The following is a 21,646-nucleotide window of genomic DNA, read 5'->3' as shown; positions in this document are numbered from 1 at the left end:
CTGCCAGGTTCTGGCATGCTGGAGCCATGGCTAGCCGCGCGGGCACAGTTGCCCAACCCCAGGACCTTGTTGACATCACTGCGCTCCTTGACGCGTATTACGACATCGCACCGGACCTTGGTGATCCCGGGCAGCGCGTGGTGTTCGGAACATCCGGGCACCGGGGGTCCAGCCTCAAGGCCTCCTTCAACGAGCAGCACATCGTGGCCATCACCCAGGCGATTGTCGAATACCGGGCAGCGCAGGGCGTCACCGGCCCGCTGTTCCTGGCCAAGGACACGCACGCGCTGAGCGAGCCGGCACAGAACTCGGCCCTGGAGGTGCTGGCAGCCAATGGAGTCCAGGTCCTGGTCGACGCCCGCCACGGCTACACCCCCACCCCGGCGCTGAGCCATGCCATCCTCACGTACAACCGCAAGGCGGCACAGGGTGCACCGCAGGCTGACGGCATTGTGGTCACGCCCAGCCACAACCCACCGGCCGACGGCGGCTTCAAGTACAACCCTCCGCACGGCGGCCCCGCTGACTCGGACGCCACCGGCTGGATTGCCAACCGCGCCAACGAACTGCTGGAAAACGGACTGCGCGGCGTGAAGCGGATCCCGCTGGCGGAAGCCCAGGCCGCGGACACCACCGGAAAGTTCGACTTCCTGAGCAGCTATGTGGACGACCTTCCGTCCGTCCTGAACCTGGACGCTATCCGCAACGCGGGCGTCCGGATCGGCGCGGACCCCATGGGCGGCGCCTCCGTTGACTACTGGGGCGAGATCGCCGAGCGCCACCACCTGGACCTCACCGTGGTGAACCCCACGGTGGACCCGCAGTGGGCCTTCATGACACTCGACTGGGACGAGAAGATCCGCATGGACTGCTCGTCGCCGTCCGCCATGGCCTCGCTGATCCAGCGCATGTCCGACGCCGCAGCTTCCGGGCAACCGGCCTTCGACGTGGCCACCGGCAACGACGCCGACGCCGACCGGCACGGCATCGTCACCCCCGACGGCGGCCTGATGAACCCCAACCACTACCTGGCCGTGGCCATCGACTACCTCTACCGCAACCGCAGCGGCTGGAACCCGGCCTCGGTGGTGGGCAAGACCCTGGTGTCCTCCTCGATCATCGACCGCGTGGCCGAGAGCCTGGGCCGGAAGCTTGTTGAAGTTCCGGTGGGCTTCAAGTGGTTTGTCCCCGGCCTGCTGTCCGGCGAAGGCGCATTCGGCGGCGAGGAATCCGCCGGTGCCTCCTTCAACAAGCTGGACGGCAGCGTGTGGACCACGGACAAGGACGGCATCCTGCTGGCCCTGCTGGCCTCCGAGATCACCGCCGTGACCGGCCAGTCCCCGTCCCAGCTCTACAAGGGCCTGACGGACCAGTTCGGCGCCCCGGTCTACGCACGGATCGACGCGGCCGCCACTCGCGAGCAGAAGGCGAAGCTGGGCAAGCTTTCCGCTGCGGATGTCACCGCTACCGAACTTGCCGGCGAGACCATTACGGCCAAGCTCACCGAGGCCCCTGGCAACGGCGCGCCCATCGGCGGCCTGAAGGTGGTCACCGAGAACGCCTGGTTCGCTGCCCGCCCGTCCGGCACCGAGGACGTCTACAAGATCTACGCCGAGTCCTTCAAGGGCGAGGAGCACCTGAAGCAGGTGCAGGCCGAGGCCAAGGCACTGGTGGACAGCGTTATCGCCTAGCTTCCACCTTCCAGGCGCCAGAGGCGGAGGATCCGCCTGATGGTGTGGTCGCCCTCGGGGGCCATGTCCACCAGGGCAATACGGTCAAGCACGACGGCGTCACCCGGGTGGAGTCGCTTGGCCTCAGTTTCTGCGGTGGCCGGGCTGGTGCTGGTTTGGTTCGTGACCGCCTGGTGGGAGACGTGCGGGCGGTAGCCGGTCAGGGTGTGGTGCGGGGTGAGGATCCTGCCGCCGGCATCCGTCACCACCTGCACCAGCCGCTCGTGCAGTTCCTGCAGGGCTGGGTGCGGTTGCACGAGGTTGACGGGGACGGAGCCGTTGCGGCCAAAAGCGGCGTCCTTCCCCACTGTCAGTCCGGCACCGAGCGCCGCGGCGGCGGCAGCGTGGGCCAGCCCGGCGATGCGTTCGGCGATGTCGGCACTGTCCTGGCTGCCGGCGTCGAACCTCACCAGGGTGATGTGCAGCGGCCAGTCAGTCCGCGGGAAAACCTGGCCCTCAGCCACGGGCTCGACGAAGGCCACAAAGATCAGGTTCCGCATCGCCATACCCCAGTCTCCCACCCGCCCCTTCGACGCCCGCTCACTTTTGGCAACGGATATTCCAACGCCCGCTCACATGTGACGGTAAAACAACGAACGCCCGCTCACCATCGTGAGCGGGCGTTCCCTAAAAGACCGTCAAAAGTGAGCGGGCGTTTAGGGGTTCTTGAGGGGCAGACGTTAGACGGTGCGGACGGCCTCGTCGTAGGAGAACTTCGGCTTTGCCTCGCCCCAGGCCTCTTCACCGGGCTGGCCGATGTTGACCACCAGGAAGCTCTTCTGGTCGCCGGCCGGGAAGAAGGCGGCGTCGATCGCGTCGAAGTCGGCGCCCGTCATGGGGCCGGCGGCGAAGCCGAGGGAGCGGACGGCCAGGATGAAGTAGCCGGCCTGCAGGTGCGCGTTGTTGTTGCCGGTGGCGGCAGCCAGGTCAGGATCGGCGTCGTACATGGCCTTGGGGGCGTTGTAGCCGGGGAGGAAGTTGTCCCATTTGCCGGCCCAGTCGGTGTCGTAGCTGAGGATGGCAACCAGCGGTGCGGAGGCCGTCTTGGCCTGGTTGCCGCGGGACAGGGCGTCCACCAGCGTGGCGCGGGCCTCGGGCGAGCGGACGTAGGTGACCCGCAGCGGCTGGGAGTTGAAGGCGGTGGGGCCGAACTTGGTGAGCTCGTAGATGGCCTGTGCCTGCTCCTCGGTCACCTCACCGGTAAAGGAGTTGGCGGTGCGGGCCTGGGCGAAGATGGCGTCCACGGCTGCCGAGTCGATAACCGCTTCGTCATGGGCAATGGTCATTGGCTTACCTTTCGCTGTGCCGCCCGCCTGCCGGGGTGGCCTCTGTTGCTTTCCATAGTTGCAACTTCAAGTGCTTTCCTCCTCTTCCCGTGACGCCGGGTGACCTTGGACACAGCAGGGCTGCGCGAAAAACTTGGCGGTATTCTTGAGCGAGTTGATCTTCGCCCCCTCGCGGCACCCCCTGAAAGGCATCCCTTCCCATGAGCATGCTCGGAATCAAATGGAAGCTGCACGGCACCGGCAAAAACATCAAGCCCGGCCAGGTGGTGGCCCCGGACGAGCGGTTGGCGTGGCCGCTGACCATTGGCGTGGGCATGCAGCACGTGGTGGCCATGTTCGGCGCCACCTTCCTGGTTCCCATCATTACCGGGATGCCGCCGGCCACCACGCTGTTCTTCTCCGGCATCGGCACGCTGCTGTTCCTGGTGATCACCAAGGGCCGGGTGCCCAGCTACCTGGGTTCAAGCTTTGCGTTCATCGCGCCCATCACCGCGTCCCAGGCGCAGTTCGGCATCCCCGGAGCGCTTGGCGGCGTGGTGCTGGCCGGCACCACCCTGGCCCTGGTGGGCGCAGTAGTGCAGAAATTCGGTGCCGGGTGGATCAACCGACTGATGCCGCCCATCGTCACCGGTGCCATCGTGGCGCTGATCGGCCTGAACCTGGCCCCCGCCGCCAAGCAGAACTTCGACGCTGCCCCCATCACCGCCTTGGGCACGCTGGTCACCATCATCCTGGTCAGCGTCCTGTTCCGCGGGATCCTGGGCCGGCTCAGCATCCTGGTGGGCGTGGTGGTGGGCTACGTCGTGGCCATGCTCCGCGGTGAGGTGAAGTACGACAAGATGGACGCCGCGGCCTGGGTGGGCCTGCCGCACTTCCAGACCCCCGAGTTCCACATCGGTGTCCTGGGTTTGTTCGTCCCGGTGGTCCTGGTGCTGGTGGCGGAGAACATCGGCCACGTGAAGTCGGTTGCGGCCATGACGGGACAGAACCTCGACGGCGTCTCCGGACGCGCGCTGATGGCTGACGGTGCCGCCACCATGCTGGCAGGCTTCGGCGGCGGCTCCGGCACCACCACCTACGCGGAAAACATCGGCGTCATGGCGGCCACCAAGGTGTATTCGACGGCGGCCTACTGGGTGGCGGGCATGTTCGCCGTCCTGCTCAGCTTTTCGCCGAAGTTCGGCGAACTGATTGCCACCGTCCCGGCAGGCGTGCTGGGCGGCGCGGCCACCATGCTGTACGGCATGATCGGCGTCCTGGGCGTGAAGATCTGGGTGCAGAACAAGGTCAACTTCTCCAACCCCGTCAACCTGACCACCGCGGCCGTGGCCCTGATCATCGGCATCGCCGACTACACGTGGACCATCGGCGACCTGAAGTTCACCGGCATCGCATTGGGCTCCGCTGCCGCACTGGTGATCTACCACGGCATGAAGGCGGTGGCGAAGGCACGGGGAACGGTGGCCGAACCCGAAACCGAGCAGGGAGTGCTGCCTCCCGCGGCCAAGGCCGCGATGAAGGCCTCCGCGAAACGCGCACCGAAGAAGCGCTAAGCCACCCTGCCCGTCCGCACGCCAGTCGGGTAGCAGCTAGGCCGCATGTCCTTCCGGTGCCGGGCCGCCCGCCATCCCGGCGTGCAGGCCCGCGACCTGGTGGCCCGGCGGGAACGGACCTGGACGGCCAAGGCCGAACACCGGAACCGGCAGCGGCCGCTTCGCCGCCAAAGAGCCGTCGGACTGGTGCGGGCGCAGCCGCTTCAGCACCCACGGCACGAAATACTGCCGCGCCCACACCAGGTCCTCGGCCCGGGCCTGCGTCCACCCGTGGGCCGGAAGCGGCCGTGGCTGGAGCGGCTTGAGCGCGTGCGCCACGCCCAGGGCGTTGAGGGTGGCCACGGCAACAGAGTGATGGCCCAGCGGGGACAGGTGCAGCCGGTCCGGGTCCCACATCAGCGCGTGCTGGAGCTCGGGCAGGCACCACAGGTCAACCATGATGGCGTGGTGCCTGGCCCCGATCCGGTGCAGGTGCTCGTTGTAGATGGCCACGCGGCCACGGATCTTGCCAAAGACCGGCGTATTCCCCCAGTCGGGCCCGGCGTACAGCAGCACGGTGGCACCCGTGGCGGTCACGACCCCCACGGCCTCGTCGATTTTTTCCGCCAGCTTGTCCGGATCCCCGTGGCGGAACACGATGTCGTTGCCACCGCCGGACATGGCTACCAGGTCGGGTTTGAGTGCCAGGGCCGGCGCCAGTTGCCCGTCCAGGATCTGTTTCAGCAGCATGCCGCGGATGGCCAGGTTGGCATAGGCGAAATCAGGCTGGCCGGCGGCCAGCTCCTCTGCCACCCGGTCTGCCCAGCCCCGCAGGCCGCCCAGGCTCTGCGGTTCGGGGTCGCCAATTCCTTCGGTGTAGGAGTCCCCCAGTGCGACGAACCGGTGCCAGGGGTGCTTGGCCGGTCCTCCCGCAGTGGAGCGCAGCTCCTGCTTCGCGATGGTCATGCCGTCCTCCCTTCTGCAGCGGACGGGGGTTCCTTCCCCGCCGCAGCGTCCTTGCGGGGCGACGACCCGGTTGGAAAGTCACGCCCCGCCGCCGACGGCCGCGGGAGCTCCGACACGCCGTCGTACGTTTCCTGCCGCAGCCCGGAAGGCTGCCCGGCACCACGGTCCATGCCGCTGGGGGCCACCACATTCAGTGCCGCGTCCCGGAGGTCCAGTTCGTGGTGCAGCGCCTGCGTCTGCAGGAACCGAAGCGCCCCCTCACGGGTGAGCCCGTATTCGTTCATGAGGCTGCGCACCGCAAGGTCCACCAGGACCAGGGAACTTTGGACGACGGCGAGACCCGCCGTCGTTTCCGCACGCTCAGCCACCCGGACCACAACACGCAGGGCCCGCGCCACCTGCCGCGCGTAGCTTTGGCTGTGCACCAGGTCATCACTGGTGAAGGTGTGCGGTGACGGTGAGTAAAGGTTGATGGCGGCGCTGGTGGCACCCTCGGTGAGGATGGGGACGGAGAGCAGGGACTGCACGCCGTGGACGGCGGCAGCACTGGAATACCCAGGCCAGCGGCGATCCCGGCTCAGATCTGACAGCAGGACGGATTCCCCAGTGCGCACGGCTTCCATCACCGGTCCATCGGCGAAGGAACATTGCTCACGGTCCGCTTCGCGCGCCTGCTCGGTACTGGCCGCGAGGGTGCGGGCCTTGCCCAGGCGAAAGAGGGTGGCCGCCCAGCTGATGCTGCGGCGCTCACCTTTGATACCCGTCATGAAGTCGCGGGTCACTTCCCAGAGGTAGTCTTCAACGTCCTTGCTGTCGAAAACGGGCTCCGGGGTAACTGGAAGCGGTCCCCAGCCAACCTGCCCCGTGGGATCAGCGGCCATGCTCCAGCCCTGCTATCAGCGCTTCGGCCCACTGCAAAACCTCTGATTCAAGAATACGACCCCATTGCACCCCGGTGGGGAATAGCGGGGAAACAAGGGGGATTCGCCCGGTTACCGATGAGCGGCGCGCCGGTGTCCCCTTCCGCCGGCCCCCTGCGCAGTAGCATCGGGAGAGGGAACGCCGAATACTCCCTGCTCGCTTGGGTACCTGTCCTTGAGCAAGGGGTCGTGGAGCATCCATGCCAGCACGGAAACGAGCAATGGAAAGAGGAGCTTTATGCAGGAGCCGGGCACCAGCGAGCACACTTCAGAAGCGGATACAGCCGCAGGCAACGGGGAAGTGGAAGCGGGCGCTGCGGAGCAGGCAGCGGAACTGGACGTCAACTTCGACGAGCAGTTCTTTGCCGCCCGGCCGAAGGCACTGCGGCCCATCGCCCGCCGGCGCCAGTTCGTCGGCAGCAGGCCATCCTTCGAATTCGACGGGCGCAACGCCGCCTATGTGGAGTGGCTGCGCAACCAGGCCATGCTCGGGGACGCGAACACCTTGGCCCGGCAGCTGTCAGGCCAAGCCAGCATGTGGCAAAACTCGTATGCGCACCCAAACCCCCGTGCCGCCGTCGAACGCGCCTCCGTGTGGTTCACCGCCTACCCGCTGTCCTTCATCACCCCCACCGGCCAGTCGTTCCTCTCGGCACTGGGAGACCCGCAGATGTGGAAGGCCTTCCGCGAAATCGGAATCCGCGGCATCCACACCGGTCCCGTGAAACTTGCCGGCGGCATCAGTGGCTGGTCCCACACGCCCAGCGTGGACGGGCACTTCGACCGCATCAGCATGGCCATCGACCCGGTCTTCGGCACCGAGGAAGAGTTCCGCAGGATGTGCGAGGTGGCTGCTGAGCACGAGGGCACCATCATCGACGACATCGTCCCCGGCCACACCGGCAAGGGAGCCGACTTCCGGCTCGCCGAAATGAACTTCCGGGACTACCCCGGGATTTACCACATGATCGATATCCCGGAAGAGGACTGGAACCTGCTCCCGGACGTCCCCGAAGGTGCCGATTCGGTCAACCTCAGCCCCGACGCCGAGCAGGCGCTGCAGAAGGCCGGCTACATCATCGGCCGGCTGCAGCGGGTCATCTTCTACGAGCCCGGGGTAAAGGAAACCAACTGGAGCGTCACCCGGCCCATCGTGGACACCACCGGCCAAACCCGCCGCTGGGTCTACCTGCACTACTTCAAGGCCGGGCAGCCCTCCATCAACTGGCTGGACCCCACGTTCGCCGGAATGCGGCTCGTGGTCGGCGATGCCCTGCACTCGCTCGTGGACCTTGGCACCGGAGCGCTGCGCCTTGACGCCAACGGCTTCCTGGGCGTGGAAAAGAGCGCAGAGGAACAGCCCGGCTGGTCCGAAGGCCACCCGCTCTCCGAGGCCGCCAACCAACTCATCGGATCCATGATCCGCAAGGTGGGCGGGTTCTCCTTCCAGGAACTGAACTTGACCATCGACGACATCAAGGCAACCTCGGAGTCCGGCCCGGACCTGTCCTACGACTTCATCACCCGGCCGGCGTACCACTATGCCCTGGTCACCGCGGACACCGAGTTCCTTCGGCTGACCCTCCGACTGTCCCTGGAAATCGGCGTCGACCAGGCCTCGCTGGTGCATGCCCTGCAGAACCATGACGAGCTCACCTACGAACTCCTGCACTTCGCGGCCGGGCACCGGGACGAAATCTTTGAGCTCAACGGCGAAGAACTTACCGGCGCACAGCTGGCCGAGCAGGTCCAGCAGACCCTGCGGGACCGGCTCACCGGCGAAAACGCGCCCTACAACGCCGTGTTCACCACCAACGGCATTGCCTGCACGTCGGTCAGTTTCATCATGGCCGCCCTGGGAATCCAGGACCCGGACGCCGTCACCCCGGAGCAGGAAGCCCAGATCCGGGACGTCCACCTGCTCCTGGCCATGTACAACGCCCTGCAGCCCGGCGTCTTCGCGCTTTCCGGCTGGGACCTCACCGGCATCCAGGCGCTGGACCGCAGCAGGGTCCGGGAACTCACGTCCCAGGGCGATACCCGCTGGATCAACCGCGGTGCCCACGACCTCATGGGAACCAGCCCGGACGCAACCACGTCATCGGCCGGGATGCCGCGGGCCCGCAGCCTCTACGGGCCACTGCCAGAACAGTTGAAGGACCCGGACTCGTTCGCGCGCAGGCTGCAGCGGATCCTTGCGGTCCGCGAGGACAACGGGATCGCCACCGGCACCCTGCTGGACGTGCCGGACGTCTCCAACCGCAGCGCACTGGTGCTGGTGAACCGGCTGACGGACGGCAGGCTGCAGGTCACGGCGCTCAACTTCTCCGGGCAGGACATCGCCGGCAGCATCCAGTCCAACGAGCTGCCGTCCGGCGCCAACGTCACGGACCTCTTCAGCGGCGAGACGGTGGGCCAGGTGGACGACCTGCACAGCTTCTTCCTTGAACTGCCCGCCTATGGCGGCACTGCACTGCTGCTGACCGAGGCACCTGAGCCGGAGGCCGAGGCCTAACGCCGGGGGTGGCGCCGGAAAACCCCGGCGCTACCCGACTGCTGCGGCCGTCAGCGTCGCTTCGATAATGGCCGGCGAGAGGACGTACTGGGTGACCAGCTGGCTGGCCCCAAGCACGCCCGCATGGGCGCCGGCCCGCGAAACGTTAATGCGCAGGTGCGAGGTGGCCAGCGGCGGAGAGCGCCGGTACACCACCTCGCGGATTCCGGCCACCAAGTGCTCCCCCGTCTCGCCGACACTGCCGCCCACCACGATGACGGACGGGTTGAGCAGGTTGACCACAGTTGCCAGCACCTCGCCGATGTCCCGTCCGGCCTGCCGCAGGGCCTGGATGGCCTGCAGGTTGCCGTCGGCGGCGAGCCGGAGCACGTCGGCGCCTATTGCCACGTCAAGTCCCTGCTCCTTCAAGGAGCGCGCGACGGCGGGACCTGACGCGAGTGCCTCCAGGCACCCAAAGTTTCCGCAGGCACACAGGACATCCGCGCCCCGTGCCACCTGGACGTGCCCCAGGTCGCCGGCCGTGCCGTTGGCGCCGCGCTGCAGTTCCCCGTTGCTGATGATTCCGGAGCCAATGCCGGTGGCCACCTTCACGAAGAAGAAGTTGCTGTGCTCGGGCCAGTGCGCGGACTGCTCCCCCAGCGCCATGATGTTCACGTCGTTGTCCACCAGCACGTGGACCGGCAGGGACCGCTGGACGTAGCTGACTACGTCGAACCCGTCCCACCCCGGCATGATGGGCGGCTTCACCGGCTTGCCGGTGTCGTGTTCCACCGGGCCGGGCAGCCCGATACCGATGCCGGCGAGCTCCCCCACGCTGCGTCCCACTGACGCCAGCAGCTCCTTGCCCTGCGCCACCACCCGGTCCAGCACCACCTCCGGCCCGTCGGCCACCTGCTGGGCCAGCCGGTGTTCGGCGAGGATGGCTCGGCCAAGGTCGGTGACCGCCACGATGACATGCGTGGCGCCCACGTCCACCGCCAGGACCAGGCGGGCGGAAGGGTTGAAGGCAAAGCGCGACGGCGGCCTGCCGCCACTGGAGAGCGCCTCCCCTGCCGGACCCACCAGGCCGGACAGCATCAAGGCGTCGATCCTGGAAGCGACGGTGGAACGGGCCAGCCCCGTGGTCAGGGCCAGCTCCGCACGGGTACGGGCCCTGCCGTCCCGGAGCAGCTGGAAGAGGTCGCCCGCACGCGACAGGCTGCCGACGTCAGCGTCTTTCGCGGCCTGTCTCCCCGTGGCTTGAGTCATGTCTAAGTCATAACACTCTTACTTACTACTGTCATCACAGCAGAAGAAGGACGCGCAACAAACAACTTTTGCTTGACGCGTGTCAAAAGTAGTCCTAGGTTGTGACTCACGGCACATTTGCGAATCCGATGCCTGGCATCGGCCGCAGTGATGGCCCAGCATCCCGGAGTCCGCTTACAAAGAGGTAGGAACTTGTCCCAGCACGCAGCGCCCGCAGGCCGCCCCCTCGGCGTCGGCATCCTCGGCGCCGGACCGGTCACCCAAGCCATCCACCTCCCGGCCCTGGCCCGCCTCCAGGACATCCTGGAAGTGCGGCACATCATGGATGTGGACTCTGCCGTCGCTTCCTCCGTGGCCGCCCGTGTCGGCGCCGTGGCCGGTACCAGCATGGAGGCCCTGCTGGCGGACCCCGGCGTAGACATCGTGGCGATCTGCAGCCCGCACCAGTTCCACGCAGACCAGGTCATCGCCGCCTGCAGGGCCGGCAAGAAGGCAGTCCTCTGCGAAAAGCCCTTCGCCATGAATGCTGAAGAAGCAGCCCGCATCTCGGCCGTCAGCACCGAAACCGGCGTTCCGATCGTCGTCGGCGCCATGCACATGTTCGATCCCGGCTGGCTGGCGGCCGAACAGAACTGGGGTGACCTCCCGGAGCAGGTCCACACCATCCGCTCTTCGATCGTGTTGCCGCCCAATGCGCGGTTCGAGGATTTCGCAACGGAAATCATTACCCGGCCCACCGCAGGCAACCCTGACTACTCGGACATCGAGGTCATCAAGGGCGCACTGCAGGGCGGAATCATGGGCCTGGCCATCCACGACCTGCCCCTGGTCCGCCGGTTCACGCCCGACTTCGCCGACGTAGAGGTCCTCCACGCGTTCCACGTCCGCCCGTTCGGCTACGCAGTCTCGCTCCGCACTCCCACCCGCGTTATCGAACTGCGGGCCGTCATGAACAGCACCTGGAAGCCGGAATGGACCTTCGAGGCCATCGGGGATGATGCGGCCCTGCACATCGACTTCACGCCGTCCTATGTCCAGGCCGGCTCCGCCGTCGCCACCATCTCCCGTGGCAAAGGTACCGAAACCACCGGCTTTGGCCCGTACGGCCACAACGGCTACGAGGGCGAATGGCGTGAACTCGCCGGGCTCGCCACGGGAACCCGCCGGGCCCCCTCCACCCAAACCCTGATCGACGACCTCACGTTCGCCCTGGCCATCGCCGAAGCAACGGTGGCAAGCGCCGCGGCAGCACACGCCGGCGCCGCAGAAAAAGCAGGAGTTATGGCATGAGCGGCCAGTACACAGTTTCGGCGGGCACCGGGGCCCGGGAAGCCGGCGCTGTCACCCAAACCATGGCTTCACTGCCTGAAACCTTCGGTCCCGCCCAGGACAGCCGGCAGGGCACCGCGGATGTGCTGGTGATCGCGGGCGAGCCCGGTTGGACCGCCGAGGCCGCAAATGCCGTCGCGGCGGGCGCCCGCGGGATCGTGGTGGCCAACCCTGCTCCCGAAGACACCACGCAACTGGCCGCAGCGGCAGGCGCCGCAGGAACCGCCGTCGTCCTTGACCTCCGCTGGGCCTCCAATCCGGCCCTGGTGGGTGATCCCACGGAACCCGACGCCCGTGATGCGGTGCGCAGCGCCGCCGGTACCGCCTCACTGCTGGACAGTGTGGCGACGGCGGCTCCCGGCACGGATCCGCAGCGGCTCCTGGTCGACCATCTCGCCGCATTGCTGGCCGTTTGCGGGCCGCTCGACGGCGTGCGGGTCCTGCACAGCGGCGCCACCGGGTACGCGGTGCGCGGCAGGCTGGCCAATGGAGCCCCGTTCACCGCCCAGGGCGTGCTGACCTCGGCCCGAATGGCCGGCGTCGATATCCGCCTCTACACCGCCGACGGCGGAGTCAGCGTCCAGGTTCCCGATCCGGACGCCGCCTGGCCGGCGAAAGTCCGGGTCACCGGGACCCAAGGCGAACTTTTGCTTCCCACGCTTTACGAATCCGCCCACCGGTCAGCGTGGCGGCGCCTGAAGGACCATCTTCGCGCCGGCACCAGCCCGGACGATCTGGCCGGGTTCGCCCAGCTGACCGACCTCTACGCAACCCTCGCTGCCACGTAACCAGCCCACCGATACGCAACCGAACAGCACAACCCAACAATCCAGTCCCACCTCCACTCTCAACGATGAGCAGGACCGCACCAACGGCGCTCAGCGCAAGCGGTCCCGAAAGGACACATCATGAACGCAACTTCCGAACAGCGCCGCTCCTTCTCCCGGCGCGGTTTCCTGGGCCTGACGGCTGCCGCTGCCGCAACACCCCTCCTCGCGGCCTGCGGCGGCGGTTCGGCGTCACAGGGCGGCGGCGGAGGCGGAGCCGGCGGGACCGTGAAGTTCTGGGACATGCCGTGGGCAACACCGGCCTACAACGACGCCGCCAAGGGCATCGCGGAAGGTTTCAACGGTGCCAACGGCGCCAAGGCGAGCTACCAGATCATCCAGTGGAACAACTTCTACCAGACCTTCTCCTCGGCGATCGCCTCCAAGACCGGCCCGGCTGTGTCCACGGGCGGCGGCTTCCAGGCGTTCCAGTTCGAGCAGCAGGGCCAGATCGCCTACGCGGACAAGGTTATCGAGAAGCTGAAGGCCAACGGCCAGTTCGACGATTTCCTGCCCGGCGTGCTGGACCCGTTTAAGTCGGACAAGGGCTACGTCGCCGTCCCGTGGCAGCTGGACATGCGCGTTTTCTGGTACCGCAAGTCCCTGTTCGAGAAGGCCAACGTGGCACTTCCCACGGACTGGCCCTCCCTCCTTGAAGCGGGCAAGGCCCTGAAAAAGGTGGGCGCGTTCGGCTTCACCACCGGAGCCGGCGCCGGCAACAACTACGCCAACCACTCCATGATCATGATGATGGTCAACAACGGCGGCGGTGTCTGGAACAAGGACGGCGAGCTGGACCTGATGAACGACCGCAACGTCGAGGCCATGGAGTTCGTCCTGGAACTTGTGTCCAACGGCATCATTGATCCCGCCGCAGTCAGCTACACCACGGACAACATGTCGGCGCAGTGGAAGGATGGAAAGGCAGGCTACGGCCTGTTCCAGGTGAACGTCCCGCAGCGCGTCGGCGACACCTCCGGCGACCTCCTGGTGGCAGACCCCATCACCGGACCACACGGCGACAAGGCCACCATCGTCTTCCCCAACAACATCATGATGTACACCAACACCCCCTCGCAGGAGGCCTCGGAGGAGTTCCTGGTGTACTACCTGGGCCAGCTCAAGCAGCTGTGGCAGAAGAAGCTGATGTCCGCCCTTCCGGTCTTCAAGTCGATCACCGAGCTTCCCGAGTTCGCCAACGACCCCAACAACGTCAAGATCGTCAAGGACTGGCAGCCCATCGCCAAGACCTTCGCTGCCCAGGGCAGCAAGCTGAACGCCAACCTTGCAGCACTCGACGGCGGGCAGGCACTGAACCAGTTCAGCCAGACCATCATCACCGGAAAGGCAGACGCCAAGACTGCCCTGCAGACCTTCCAGTCCGGCCTCGAATCGGTCCTGAAGAAGTAGGACGAACCGCCCATGTCCAGCACCACCACCCAGTCCGGCCTGTCCCGGGCCCGCCGCGGGATTGCCCCCGGCGGGTCCGGGGCCGTCCCCGGAAAACGCAAGAGCAAGCTTTCGGCGCAGGCCACCAGGACATTCTTCTGGCTCCTGCTCCCCTCCGTCGTCCTCCTTGTCCTGATCCACGGCTACCCGCTGATCTACGCCGCCGTCCAGGCAACGCACGACGGAAACCTGCTCCAGACCGGCAACTTCGTGGGCGGGCAGAACTTCGCAACCGTCCTGACCTCGCCGGCGTTCTGGAAGGCTGCCCAGTTCACGCTGTGGTTCACCATTGTGGGCGTTTTCGGCTCCTGGCTGGTGGGGCTGGGCCTGGCCCTGCTCCTGCGCACCAAGATCCCGGCCGGCGGCACGTTCAAAGTCCTGTTGCTCCTGCCCTGGGTAGTTCCCATCGTGGTCTCATCCACTGCCTGGAACTGGCTGGTGGCCACCCCGGACAGCCTGATCCCGTCGCTGTTCCGGAACCTGGGCATGGGCACCCCGCTCTTCCTGGCCGACCCCACCCTGGCCTCCATCACGGTGATGGTGTTCAAGGTCTGGGTCAGCTTTCCGTTCATGATGATGATGATCTCGGCTGCACTGGCGTCGGTGGACACCACTGTCTATGAAGCAGCGAGCATGGACGGCGCCAGCCGCTGGCAGCAGTTCACCCAGATCACCCTGCCGCTGATCGCCCGCTCCACGTACATCAGCTGGATCCTGATGACTATTTTCTGCGTCAACGACTTCCCCACCATCTACCTGCTCACCGGCGGCGGCCCGGTCAACGCCACCACGTCCCTGGTGGTCCTGGCCTACCGGACCGTGTTCCAGGACTTCGCCACCGGCCCCGGCGTCGCCATCGCCTTCCTCATGACCATGACCCTGGTGGTCATCTCGGTCATCCTGTACCGCCAGATCCGAAAGTCGAGCGTCGAATAATGAGCGCAGTCCTCCACGCCCATCCCGAATCCGGCCCGTCTCTTGGCATTGATGCCGGCAAGCGGCGCAGGGCCCTGTCGGAAGCCGGCCAGCGCGGCCGCTGGTGGCGGTTCGCGGCGATCCTGATCATCACCGGAATCGTCCTGGTGCCCATCATGGTCACGGTGCTCCTGGCCTTCACGCCGGGACCCAACAGCACTGCCACCGGCTTCACCTTCGAAAACCTCAGCAATGTCTTCTCCAAGACCCTGGCCGCTACCTGGCTCAAGAACAGCCTGGTCACCACCCTCTCCACCGTGGTGGTGTCCGTGGCCGTCGCCGCGCCTGCCGGCTACGTCCTCTCCCGCGGCCGCAGCAAGGCAGTCTCCGGCTACTCGCTGCTGCTGTTCGTGATGCAGTCGCTGCCCATCATCACCTCGGTGGTGCCGCTGTTCATCCTGTTCGCCGGCATGGGCCTGGTGGACAACCTCCTGGGCCTGACCATCATCTACGTCGGTTCCACCATGACCGTGGCCACCTGGATGATGGCGGCGTACTTCGATTCCATCCCCATCAGCCTGGAGGAAGCCTCCTGGATCGACGGGTGCTCCGTCTTCGGGTCCTTCACCCGGGTGGTCCTGCGGAACTCACTGCCCGGCGTCCTGTCCACCGCGATCTTCGCTTTCCTCCTGGCCTGGAACGACTACCTGGTAGCCATCGTGTTCCTGCGCTCCAACGAAATCTTCACCCTCCCCATGGGTGTGCAGTCCTTCTTCCAGCAGAACGCAACGGACTGGACTTCGGTCATGGCCCTGGCAGTGGTCATGATGCTCCCGCCCGTGATCGTCTTCGCCACCTTGAACAAGTACTTCAGCGTCGGCGGCATCGGCGGCTCGCTCGCCGGACGCTGACACCCCAACTTCCCCTGAACAACCACTCCACAAAGGAAATTTATGTCCTACTCACTGCAGCTTTACACCCTCCGCAACGCCATTTCGGAGGACCTCCCGGGAACCATCAGGAAGGTGGCCGAAATCGGCTACACCCAGGTTGAGCCGTACAACTTCGTGGCCACCGCCAAGGAACTTGGCGCGGCCCTGAAGGAGAACGGACTCACTGCCCCGTCCGGCCACGCACCCCTCATGAGCCAGGACCAGGACGAGATTTTCTCGGCAGCCAAGGAGCTGGGCATCACCACCGTCATCGACCCGTTCCTGCCCGCCGAGCACTGGCAGAAAGCCGAAGACATCCAGGCCACGGCAGCGAAGCTTAACGCCGCCGCCAGGAAGGGCGCCGAATACGGCATCCGAGTGGGCTACCACAACCACGCCTGGGAGCTGGAGTCCACCATCGAGGGCCGCACCGCCCTGGAGTACTTCGAGTCCCTGCTGGATCCGGAACTGGTCCTGGAAGTGGACACCTACTGGGCAGCCGTCGGTGGCCAGGACCCTGTTGAGCTCCTCCAGCGGCTCGGCGACCGGGTGAAGTTCATCCATATCAAGGACGGCCCGCTGACCAAGGACAACAAGGCCCAGCAGCCGGCAGGGCAAGGCAAGGTCCCCGTCATGGACGTCATCGCAGCCGCGAAGTCCCTCGAGGTGGGCGTCGTGGAGTTCGACGACTACGCCGGCGACATCTTCGAGGGCATCACCCAAAGCCTGTCCTTCCTTGACGCCGCAGGCGAAGGAGTCAAGGCATGACCACCACAGCATCCCGCAAGGGACCCGTAGGCGTCGGCGTCATCGGCGCCGGCGTGATCAGCAAGCAGTACCTGGACAACCTCACGGCGTTCCCGGACCTGAAGGTCCACGTCATCGCCGACCTCTTCGAGGAAGCAGCCGAGGCCCGCGCCAAGGAGTACGGCATCGCCGAGTGGGGCGGGGTAGACAAGGCCCTGAACCACCCCGACGTCGAAATCATCGTCAACCTCACCATTCCCGCCGCGCATGTGGAGGTGGCCACCGCCGCCGTCAACGCCGGAAAGCACGTCTGGACCGAAAAACCGTTCTCCCTGGACCGCGAATCCGGGCTGGGACTGCTCAAGACCGCCGACGCCGCAGGTATCCGCCTGGGCTGTGCCCCGGACACCTTCCTGGGCGCGGGCCTGCAAACCGCACTGCGGCTGATCCGGCGCGGTGACATCGGAACCCCGCTGACGGCCATGACCACGTTCCAGACCCCCGGTCCGGAGTCCTGGCACCCCAACCCGGCGTTCCTCTTCCAGCACGGTGCCGGTCCCCTGTTCGACATGGGCCCCTACTACCTCACCACCCTGGTCCAAGCCTTTGGATCCATCCGCAAGGTGGCCGCCGTCGGGTCCAAGGCCAAGGACGTGCGCGTGATCGGCTCCGGGCCCAAGGCGGGCGAGGAGTTCACGGTCGAGGTGCCCACGCACGTTTCGGCGATGGCGCAGTTCGAGTCCGGTGCCTCCTCGCACAGTGTCTTCTCCTTCGAGTCTCCGCGCACCCGCATGGGCTTCGTGGAAATCACGGGCACCGAGGCCACCATTTCGCTGCCGGACCCCAACTACTTCACCGGTGACATCAAGCTCTGGCGCGCCGGTGACGAGGACTGGACCACCGTTCCTGCCACCGGGCCGGCCAACGGCCGTGGAATGGGCGTGCTGGACATGGCCCGTTCCCTCCGCGCCGGCGTCCCGCACCGCGCCACCGGCGAGTTGGCCTACCACGTCCTGGACACCATGGTCTCCATCTCGGAATCCATCGACTCCGGCACGTTCATCAACGTCGAAAGCTCGGCCCCGGCATCCCCCGCCCTCCCCGAGGACTGGGCACCGGAAACCGCAACGATCTAACCCGGCAAGACCAGTCCAGCAAGCAGGAAGCACCCAGGAACGCATCATGACCATACCCGCTCACCCGTCCGAATCCCCGGCCTCCCGGCCGGCTTCCCGCCCGTTGGGGGTGGCTGCCATCGGTTATGCCTTCATGGGCAAGGCCCACTCCAACGCGTGGCGGAATGTGGCCAGCTTCTTCGACGTCCCGGCCTTCGAGCAGAAAGTCCTCGTGGGCCGGGACGCCGACGCCGTGGCGGAGGCGGCGGCCAAGTATGGCTGGGCCGAGTCCGCAACGGACTGGCGGACGGTCATCACGCGGGAAGACATCGACATCGTGGACATCTGCGCGCCGGGCTGGATGCACGCCGAGATCGCCATCGCCGCACTGGAGGCGGGCAAACACGTGCTGGTGGAAAAGCCGCTGGCCAACACCCTGGCCGAGGCCGAACTCATGACGGCCGCCGCTGCCAAGGCCCGTGCCAAGGGAGTGCAGTCGATGATCGGCTTCAACTACCGCCGCGTCCCGGCCCTGGCCTTGGCGAAGGAACTGATCGCTGAGGGCCGGCTCGGCACGGTCCGGCACGTCCGTGCCGCCTATTTGCAGGACTGGCTCAGCGACGCCCAGGCGCCCATGACGTGGCGGCTGCGCAAGGAAACTGCCGGTTCCGGCGCCCTGGGCGACATCGCCTCCCACGCCATCGACCAGGTCCTCTTCCTCCTGGGCGACCAGGTCACGGAGGTCAGCGGCCGGCTCAATACCTTCGTCAACCAGCGTCCCGCCGGAAACGGCGCCGGCTCCGGGTCCAAAGAGGACGTAACGGTCGACGACGCCGCCTGGGCCACGCTGTCCCTCACCTCCGGGGCCATCGCCTCAGTGGAGGTCTCCCGGGTGGCCACCGGCAGGAAAAACAGCCTCCAGATCGAAATTTACGGCGACAAGGGCAGCCTGTTGTTCGACCTGGAGAACCTCAACGAACTCGGTTTCCTGGACGCCACCCTTCCGGTCCGCGAACAGGGCTTCCGCAGGATCCTGGTCAACGAACCCGAGCACCCCTACCTCGAGGCGTGGTGGCCGCAGGGCCACATCATCGGCTGGGAGCACACCTTCACCCACCAGATCCGCGACTTCCTCGCCGCGATCAAGGACGGAACCCAGCCTTCGCCCTCGTTCGAAGAAGGCCTGAACGTCCAGTACGTCCTGGACGCGGTGGAGGAATCCGCAGCCAACAAAAGCACCCTCACCGTCGTCCGCCAGTAGCACCGCCCACCAGTTAAGGACCCCTCATGCCCCGCCCTTTCACCCTGTTCACCGGCCAGTGGGCCGACCTTCCCTTCGAAGAAGTCGCAAAGCTTGCTTCCGGCTGGGGCTACGACGGCCTGGAAATCGCCGTCTCCGGCGACCACCTGGACGCCTGGCGCTGGGACGAACCCGGCTACGTCGAGTCCAAACTCGAAATCCTGGACAAGTACAACCTCAAAGTCTGGGCCATCTCCAACCACCTCAAAGGCCAGGCCGTCTGCGATGACCCCATCGACTTCCGCCACCAGGCCATCGTCGGGTCCAAGGTCTGGGGCGACGGCGACCCCGAAGGCGTCCGCCAGCGCGCCGCCGAGGAAATGAAACACACGGCCCGGCTCGCCAAGGCCCTCGGCGTGGACACCGTCGTCGGGTTCACCGGCTCCTCCATCTGGCAGTACGTGGCCATGTTCCCGCCGGTCCCGGAAAAAGTCATCGATGCCGGGTACCAGGACTTCGCCGACCGCTGGAACCCCATCCTGGACGTCTTCGACGAAAACGGCATCCGGTTCGCCCACGAAGTCCACCCGTCCGAGATCGCCTACGACTACTGGACCACCGTGCGCACCCTCGAAGCCATCGGCCACCGCGAAGCGTTCGGCCTGAACTGGGACCCGTCCCACATGATGTGGCAGGGCATCGACCCCGTCTCCTTCATCTGGGACTTCAAGGATCGGATCTACCACGTGGACTGCAAGGACACCAAGGTCCGCCAGACCGGCCGGAACACCGTCATGGGCTCCCACCTGCCCTGGGGCGACCCCCGCCGCGGCTGGGACTTCGTCTCCGCCGGCCGCGGCGACGTCCCTTGGGAAGCCTCCTTCCGCGCCCTGACGGCCATCGGCTATGACGGCCCCATCAGCATCGAATGGGAAGACGCCGGCATGGACCGCCTCCACGGGGCCCCCGAAGCCCTCGCCGCCCTCAAGAAATACGACTTTCCCGCCTCCCAAACCAGCTTCGACGCCGCGTTCAGCAGCAAGGACTAGCGCGTGCGCGGGCTTCAGCCGGGCCAGCGCTGCGAAGTATGGGTTGCCTCGGTCTCAGGGGAAGCGGAACGGGCATACTCCACGGGGAATATGCTCCTTGAGGCACCTAACTGGACACTGGACGGCCGGGCTCTGATCCTCAACGGGGCTGGCAGGCTGTGGCGGTTCGATCTGAGGGAAAGCTCCCTCAGCGAGGTTCCGCTTACGGGTATTCCGGAACTCAACAACGACCACGTCCTGGACCCTGACGGTGGCCACATCTTCCTCTCGGGCGAGGACGGCCATATCTATCGGGCACCCCTTGCGGGCGGCCCAGCCACCAGGATCACGGACGATGACGGCTCCTGGCACTTCCTGCACGGCGTCAGCCCCGACGGCCGGCACTTGGCGTACATGGAGATCGCAGCAGGCGACTTCAGCAAACCCGGCCGGCTGCGGACCATCCCGGCAGCAGGCGGAGCTCCCCACGATGTGGAGGTCGGCCCAGGACACTGCGACGGGCCCGAGTACGCGCCCGACGGGAACTGGCTGTACCTCAACACCGAGTCCTTCAGCACCATTCCCGGGCATGCCCAGCTTGCCCGGGTCCGTCCGGACGGCAGCGGGTTCGAGCGGCTGCTGAACAGCAGCACCGTCGATTGGTTCCCGCACCTGTCCCCTGACGGCAGGCTGGCCAGCTACGTCCGCTTCCCCGCCGGAACCCAAGGCCACCCCGCTGACCTGCCGGTCGACGTCGTCCTTGTGTCCACCAGCGACTGGACCGCGCCGCTGCACACGTGGCCGGCATTCGGTGGGCAGGGCACCCTCAACGTCAACAGCTGGTCGCCGGACTCCCAGCGCTTCGCCTACGTGGCATACCCGCTCGACTGGGGCGTGCGCGCCGACTCCTGGCCAAGGACGACGTCGTACGCCTCCACGGCGCGGTCCGTTACGGTGGTGGGTGATTCCAGGTGGACCGCGCCAGAGGGCAGGATGCCTGCGCCGCCGTACCGTTCCATGACCTGCCACTGGGCCACCACGTCCTCCCCCGCGTGCCCGTCGGGAAGGCTGGTCCAGAACCGGAACCCGCCGGCGTCGTTCAGTGCTTCCCTTCGGTACAGCACGCACCCGCCCAGCCATGCGACGTGGTACGGCACCCACTGGCCGGGCTGCAGCGACAGTTCGGCGCTGAGGTGGCTGAGGTTGGCGGCGCTGTGCAGCGGCCACTGTTCGAATTCCGGGGTTCCCGGCCGGACGCGCTCCGGCGTCACGGGGCCGGCCCAGGCCTTGAAGTTTGCCGTCTGGTGTGGCCGGCGGTCGTCCAGGAAGGACAGGCCCTGGGGCGCCATTCCGACAAAACCGCACTGCAGTTCGTCAAGCGCCAGGCTCAGCCGTGCCAGGGCGCCCGGTTCCAGCCAGACGTCGTCGTCAAGGAAGAGGCACTGGTCCGCGGTGGACTGGTCCAGCAGGAACTGCCGGTGCTCTGCCAGTCCCCGGCGCGGGAGGTGGCGCAGCAGCATGACGGGCCGGCCCTGCGCCTCAAGCACCCGCACCATCGCGGCGGCGGCCGGGTGTTCCCAGGCAGGTTGCCCCGCTGACTGGTCGCTGACCACGACGGCGAACGCGGGTTCCTGCTGCGCGGCCAGTCCGGCGAGGGTGACGGCGAGTTCGGCCGGCCGATTGCAGGTGGGCACCAGCACATCCACCACAGCCTGGTCCGGCCGGTCCTGCTGCTGCGCCCACCGCTCCGAAAACCTCATGCCCACGGTCCACCTTCCTGGCGTCGAAGTTGGCGCCGACGGGGCAGCCCAACGTGTTGCTGCTGCCCGTTGCCGGCGAGTTGGTTTCGTGTGGTCCGTACCCAGCC

18 protein-coding genes are annotated in these 21,646 nt (G+C 66.6%); 12 read left to right on the top strand and 6 right to left on the bottom strand.

Going from position 1 to position 21,646, the window contains the following annotated elements; all coding sequences use genetic code 11:
• Window positions 1-26 precede the first annotated feature (26 nt).
• Window positions 27-1,691 (top strand): phosphoglucomutase (alpha-D-glucose-1,6-bisphosphate-dependent), encoded by a 1,665-nt coding sequence (gene pgm / locus LFT46_RS00845; RefSeq protein WP_236821011.1) that lies wholly within the window; start codon window positions 27-29, stop codon window positions 1,689-1,691.
• Here the strand turns inward: pgm and LFT46_RS00840 are convergent.
• Together LFT46_RS00840 and LFT46_RS00835 are read right to left on the bottom strand one after the other, a co-directional pair.
• On the bottom strand, window positions 1,688-2,230 hold the full coding sequence (locus LFT46_RS00840) for a 2'-5' RNA ligase family protein (RefSeq protein WP_236802978.1): 543 nt from the start codon (window positions 2,228-2,230) through the stop codon (window positions 1,688-1,690). The genes pgm and LFT46_RS00840 overlap by 4 nt on opposite strands.
• 180 nt (window positions 2,231-2,410) lie before the next feature.
• Entirely contained in the window at window positions 2,411-3,016 is a 606-nt protein-coding gene (locus tag LFT46_RS00835; protein ID WP_236821009.1) for a malonic semialdehyde reductase, read from the bottom strand.
• A gap of 200 nt (window positions 3,017-3,216) precedes the next feature.
• Between LFT46_RS00835 and LFT46_RS00830 the strand changes: the two genes are divergently transcribed.
• Window positions 3,217-4,569 carry a uracil-xanthine permease family protein gene (locus LFT46_RS00830; protein ID WP_236821007.1) on the top strand — a complete coding sequence of 451 codons (1,353 nt, stop codon included), beginning with the start codon at window positions 3,217-3,219 and terminating at the stop codon, window positions 4,567-4,569.
• 36 nt (window positions 4,570-4,605) lie between these two features.
• Here LFT46_RS00830 and LFT46_RS00825 read toward each other — a convergent pair whose 3' ends face one another.
• Together LFT46_RS00825 and LFT46_RS00820 are read right to left on the bottom strand one after the other, a co-directional pair.
• A complete protein-coding gene (locus LFT46_RS00825; RefSeq protein WP_236821005.1) occupies window positions 4,606-5,514 on the bottom strand; it encodes an SGNH/GDSL hydrolase family protein in 909 nt (302 codons plus the stop codon).
• Window positions 5,511-6,395: a GAF domain-containing protein gene (locus LFT46_RS00820; protein ID WP_236821003.1), complete on the bottom strand. Its 885-nt coding sequence runs from the start codon at window positions 6,393-6,395 to the stop codon at window positions 5,511-5,513. Before LFT46_RS00820 ends, LFT46_RS00825 begins: the two co-directional genes overlap by 4 nt.
• A 277-nt stretch (window positions 6,396-6,672) precedes the next feature.
• Here LFT46_RS00820 and treS point away from each other — a divergent pair, with 277 nt between their 5' ends.
• Window positions 6,673-8,949 (top strand): maltose alpha-D-glucosyltransferase, encoded by a 2,277-nt coding sequence (gene treS / locus LFT46_RS00815; protein ID WP_236821001.1) that lies wholly within the window; start codon window positions 6,673-6,675, stop codon window positions 8,947-8,949.
• A 30-nt stretch (window positions 8,950-8,979) separates the two neighbouring features.
• Here the strand turns inward: treS and LFT46_RS00810 are convergent, their stop codons facing one another.
• On the bottom strand, window positions 8,980-10,197 hold the full coding sequence (locus LFT46_RS00810; RefSeq protein ID WP_236821000.1) for an ROK family transcriptional regulator: 1,218 nt from the start codon (window positions 10,195-10,197) through the stop codon (window positions 8,980-8,982).
• Window positions 10,198-10,389: 192 nt separating this feature from the next.
• Here LFT46_RS00810 and LFT46_RS00805 point away from each other — a divergent pair, with 192 nt between their 5' ends.
• The 9 genes from LFT46_RS00805 to LFT46_RS00765 all read left to right on the top strand — a co-directional run bounded on the left by LFT46_RS00805 (window position 10,390) and on the right by LFT46_RS00765 (window position 19,800).
• The gene (locus LFT46_RS00805; protein ID WP_236820998.1) at window positions 10,390-11,487 is read left to right on the top strand and encodes a Gfo/Idh/MocA family protein; all 1,098 of its coding nucleotides are present in this window, start codon (window positions 10,390-10,392) and stop codon (window positions 11,485-11,487) included.
• Complete coding sequence (locus LFT46_RS00800; protein WP_236800531.1) at window positions 11,484-12,314, top strand: hypothetical protein; 831 nt, start codon at window positions 11,484-11,486, stop codon at window positions 12,312-12,314. The genes LFT46_RS00805 and LFT46_RS00800 overlap by 4 nt, the downstream gene beginning before the upstream one ends.
• A gap of 120 nt (window positions 12,315-12,434) precedes the next feature.
• A complete protein-coding gene (locus LFT46_RS00795; RefSeq protein WP_236800530.1) occupies window positions 12,435-13,763 on the top strand; it encodes an ABC transporter substrate-binding protein in 1,329 nt (442 codons plus the stop codon).
• A gap of 12 nt (window positions 13,764-13,775) precedes the next feature.
• Window positions 13,776-14,738 (top strand): carbohydrate ABC transporter permease, encoded by a 963-nt coding sequence (locus tag LFT46_RS00790; RefSeq protein WP_236800529.1) that lies wholly within the window; start codon window positions 13,776-13,778, stop codon window positions 14,736-14,738.
• Window positions 14,738-15,628 carry a carbohydrate ABC transporter permease gene (locus LFT46_RS00785; RefSeq protein ID WP_236800528.1) on the top strand — a complete coding sequence of 297 codons (891 nt, stop codon included), beginning with the start codon at window positions 14,738-14,740 and terminating at the stop codon, window positions 15,626-15,628. Before LFT46_RS00790 ends, LFT46_RS00785 begins: the two co-directional genes overlap by 1 nt.
• A gap of 42 nt (window positions 15,629-15,670) precedes the next feature.
• Window positions 15,671-16,417, top strand: a complete 747-nt coding sequence (locus tag LFT46_RS00780) for a sugar phosphate isomerase/epimerase family protein (protein ID WP_236800527.1) — start codon at window positions 15,671-15,673, stop codon at window positions 16,415-16,417.
• A complete protein-coding gene (locus LFT46_RS00775; protein WP_236800526.1) occupies window positions 16,414-17,532 on the top strand; it encodes a Gfo/Idh/MocA family protein in 1,119 nt (372 codons plus the stop codon). The genes LFT46_RS00780 and LFT46_RS00775 overlap by 4 nt, the downstream gene beginning before the upstream one ends.
• 46 nt (window positions 17,533-17,578) lie before the next feature.
• Window positions 17,579-18,772: a Gfo/Idh/MocA family protein gene (locus tag LFT46_RS00770; RefSeq protein WP_236820996.1), complete on the top strand. Its 1,194-nt coding sequence runs from the start codon at window positions 17,579-17,581 to the stop codon at window positions 18,770-18,772.
• Between the two features lie 26 nt (window positions 18,773-18,798).
• Entirely contained in the window at window positions 18,799-19,800 is a 1,002-nt protein-coding gene (locus LFT46_RS00765) for a sugar phosphate isomerase/epimerase family protein (RefSeq protein WP_236820993.1), read from the top strand.
• An 845-nt stretch (window positions 19,801-20,645) separates the two neighbouring features.
• Here the strand turns inward: LFT46_RS00765 and LFT46_RS00760 are convergent.
• A complete protein-coding gene (locus LFT46_RS00760) occupies window positions 20,646-21,539 on the bottom strand; it encodes a glycosyltransferase (RefSeq protein WP_236820988.1) in 894 nt (297 codons plus the stop codon).
• Between the last annotated feature and the right edge of the window lie 107 nt (window positions 21,540-21,646).

Source organism: Arthrobacter sp. FW306-07-I, assembly GCF_021800405.1.
Lineage (GTDB): Bacteria > Actinomycetota > Actinomycetes > Actinomycetales > Micrococcaceae > Arthrobacter.
This window is presented reverse-complemented; position numbering and strand designations above follow the sequence as displayed.

What these genes read in the sequence shown, in the direction of transcription:
- LFT46_RS00835 (WP_236821009.1), bottom strand. Translation starts at nt 3,016, where the DNA reads ATGACCATTGCCCATGACGAAGCGGTTATCGACTCGGCAGCCGTGGAC.
- LFT46_RS00825 (WP_236821005.1), bottom strand. Translation starts at nt 5,514, where the DNA reads ATGACCATCGCGAAGCAGGAGCTGCGCTCCACTGCGGGAGGACCGGCC.
- LFT46_RS00765 (WP_236820993.1), top strand. Translation starts at nt 18,799, where the DNA reads ATGCCCCGCCCTTTCACCCTGTTCACCGGCCAGTGGGCCGACCTTCCC.
- LFT46_RS00760 (WP_236820988.1), bottom strand. Translation starts at nt 21,539, where the DNA reads ATGAGGTTTTCGGAGCGGTGGGCGCAGCAGCAGGACCGGCCGGACCAG.
- LFT46_RS00795 (WP_236800530.1), top strand. Translation starts at nt 12,435, where the DNA reads ATGAACGCAACTTCCGAACAGCGCCGCTCCTTCTCCCGGCGCGGTTTC.
- LFT46_RS00820 (WP_236821003.1), bottom strand. Translation starts at nt 6,395, where the DNA reads ATGGCCGCTGATCCCACGGGGCAGGTTGGCTGGGGACCGCTTCCAGTT.
- LFT46_RS00810 (WP_236821000.1), bottom strand. Translation starts at nt 10,197, where the DNA reads ATGACTCAAGCCACGGGGAGACAGGCCGCGAAAGACGCTGACGTCGGC.
- LFT46_RS00780 (WP_236800527.1), top strand. Translation starts at nt 15,671, where the DNA reads ATGTCCTACTCACTGCAGCTTTACACCCTCCGCAACGCCATTTCGGAG.
- LFT46_RS00800 (WP_236800531.1), top strand. Translation starts at nt 11,484, where the DNA reads ATGAGCGGCCAGTACACAGTTTCGGCGGGCACCGGGGCCCGGGAAGCC.
- LFT46_RS00770 (WP_236820996.1), top strand. Translation starts at nt 17,579, where the DNA reads ATGACCATACCCGCTCACCCGTCCGAATCCCCGGCCTCCCGGCCGGCT.
- LFT46_RS00785 (WP_236800528.1), top strand. Translation starts at nt 14,738, where the DNA reads ATGAGCGCAGTCCTCCACGCCCATCCCGAATCCGGCCCGTCTCTTGGC.
- pgm (WP_236821011.1), top strand. Translation starts at nt 27, where the DNA reads ATGGCTAGCCGCGCGGGCACAGTTGCCCAACCCCAGGACCTTGTTGAC.
- LFT46_RS00840 (WP_236802978.1), bottom strand. Translation starts at nt 2,230, where the DNA reads ATGCGGAACCTGATCTTTGTGGCCTTCGTCGAGCCCGTGGCTGAGGGC.
- treS (WP_236821001.1), top strand. Translation starts at nt 6,673, where the DNA reads ATGCAGGAGCCGGGCACCAGCGAGCACACTTCAGAAGCGGATACAGCC.
- LFT46_RS00830 (WP_236821007.1), top strand. Translation starts at nt 3,217, where the DNA reads ATGAGCATGCTCGGAATCAAATGGAAGCTGCACGGCACCGGCAAAAAC.
- LFT46_RS00775 (WP_236800526.1), top strand. Translation starts at nt 16,414, where the DNA reads ATGACCACCACAGCATCCCGCAAGGGACCCGTAGGCGTCGGCGTCATC.
- LFT46_RS00790 (WP_236800529.1), top strand. Translation starts at nt 13,776, where the DNA reads ATGTCCAGCACCACCACCCAGTCCGGCCTGTCCCGGGCCCGCCGCGGG.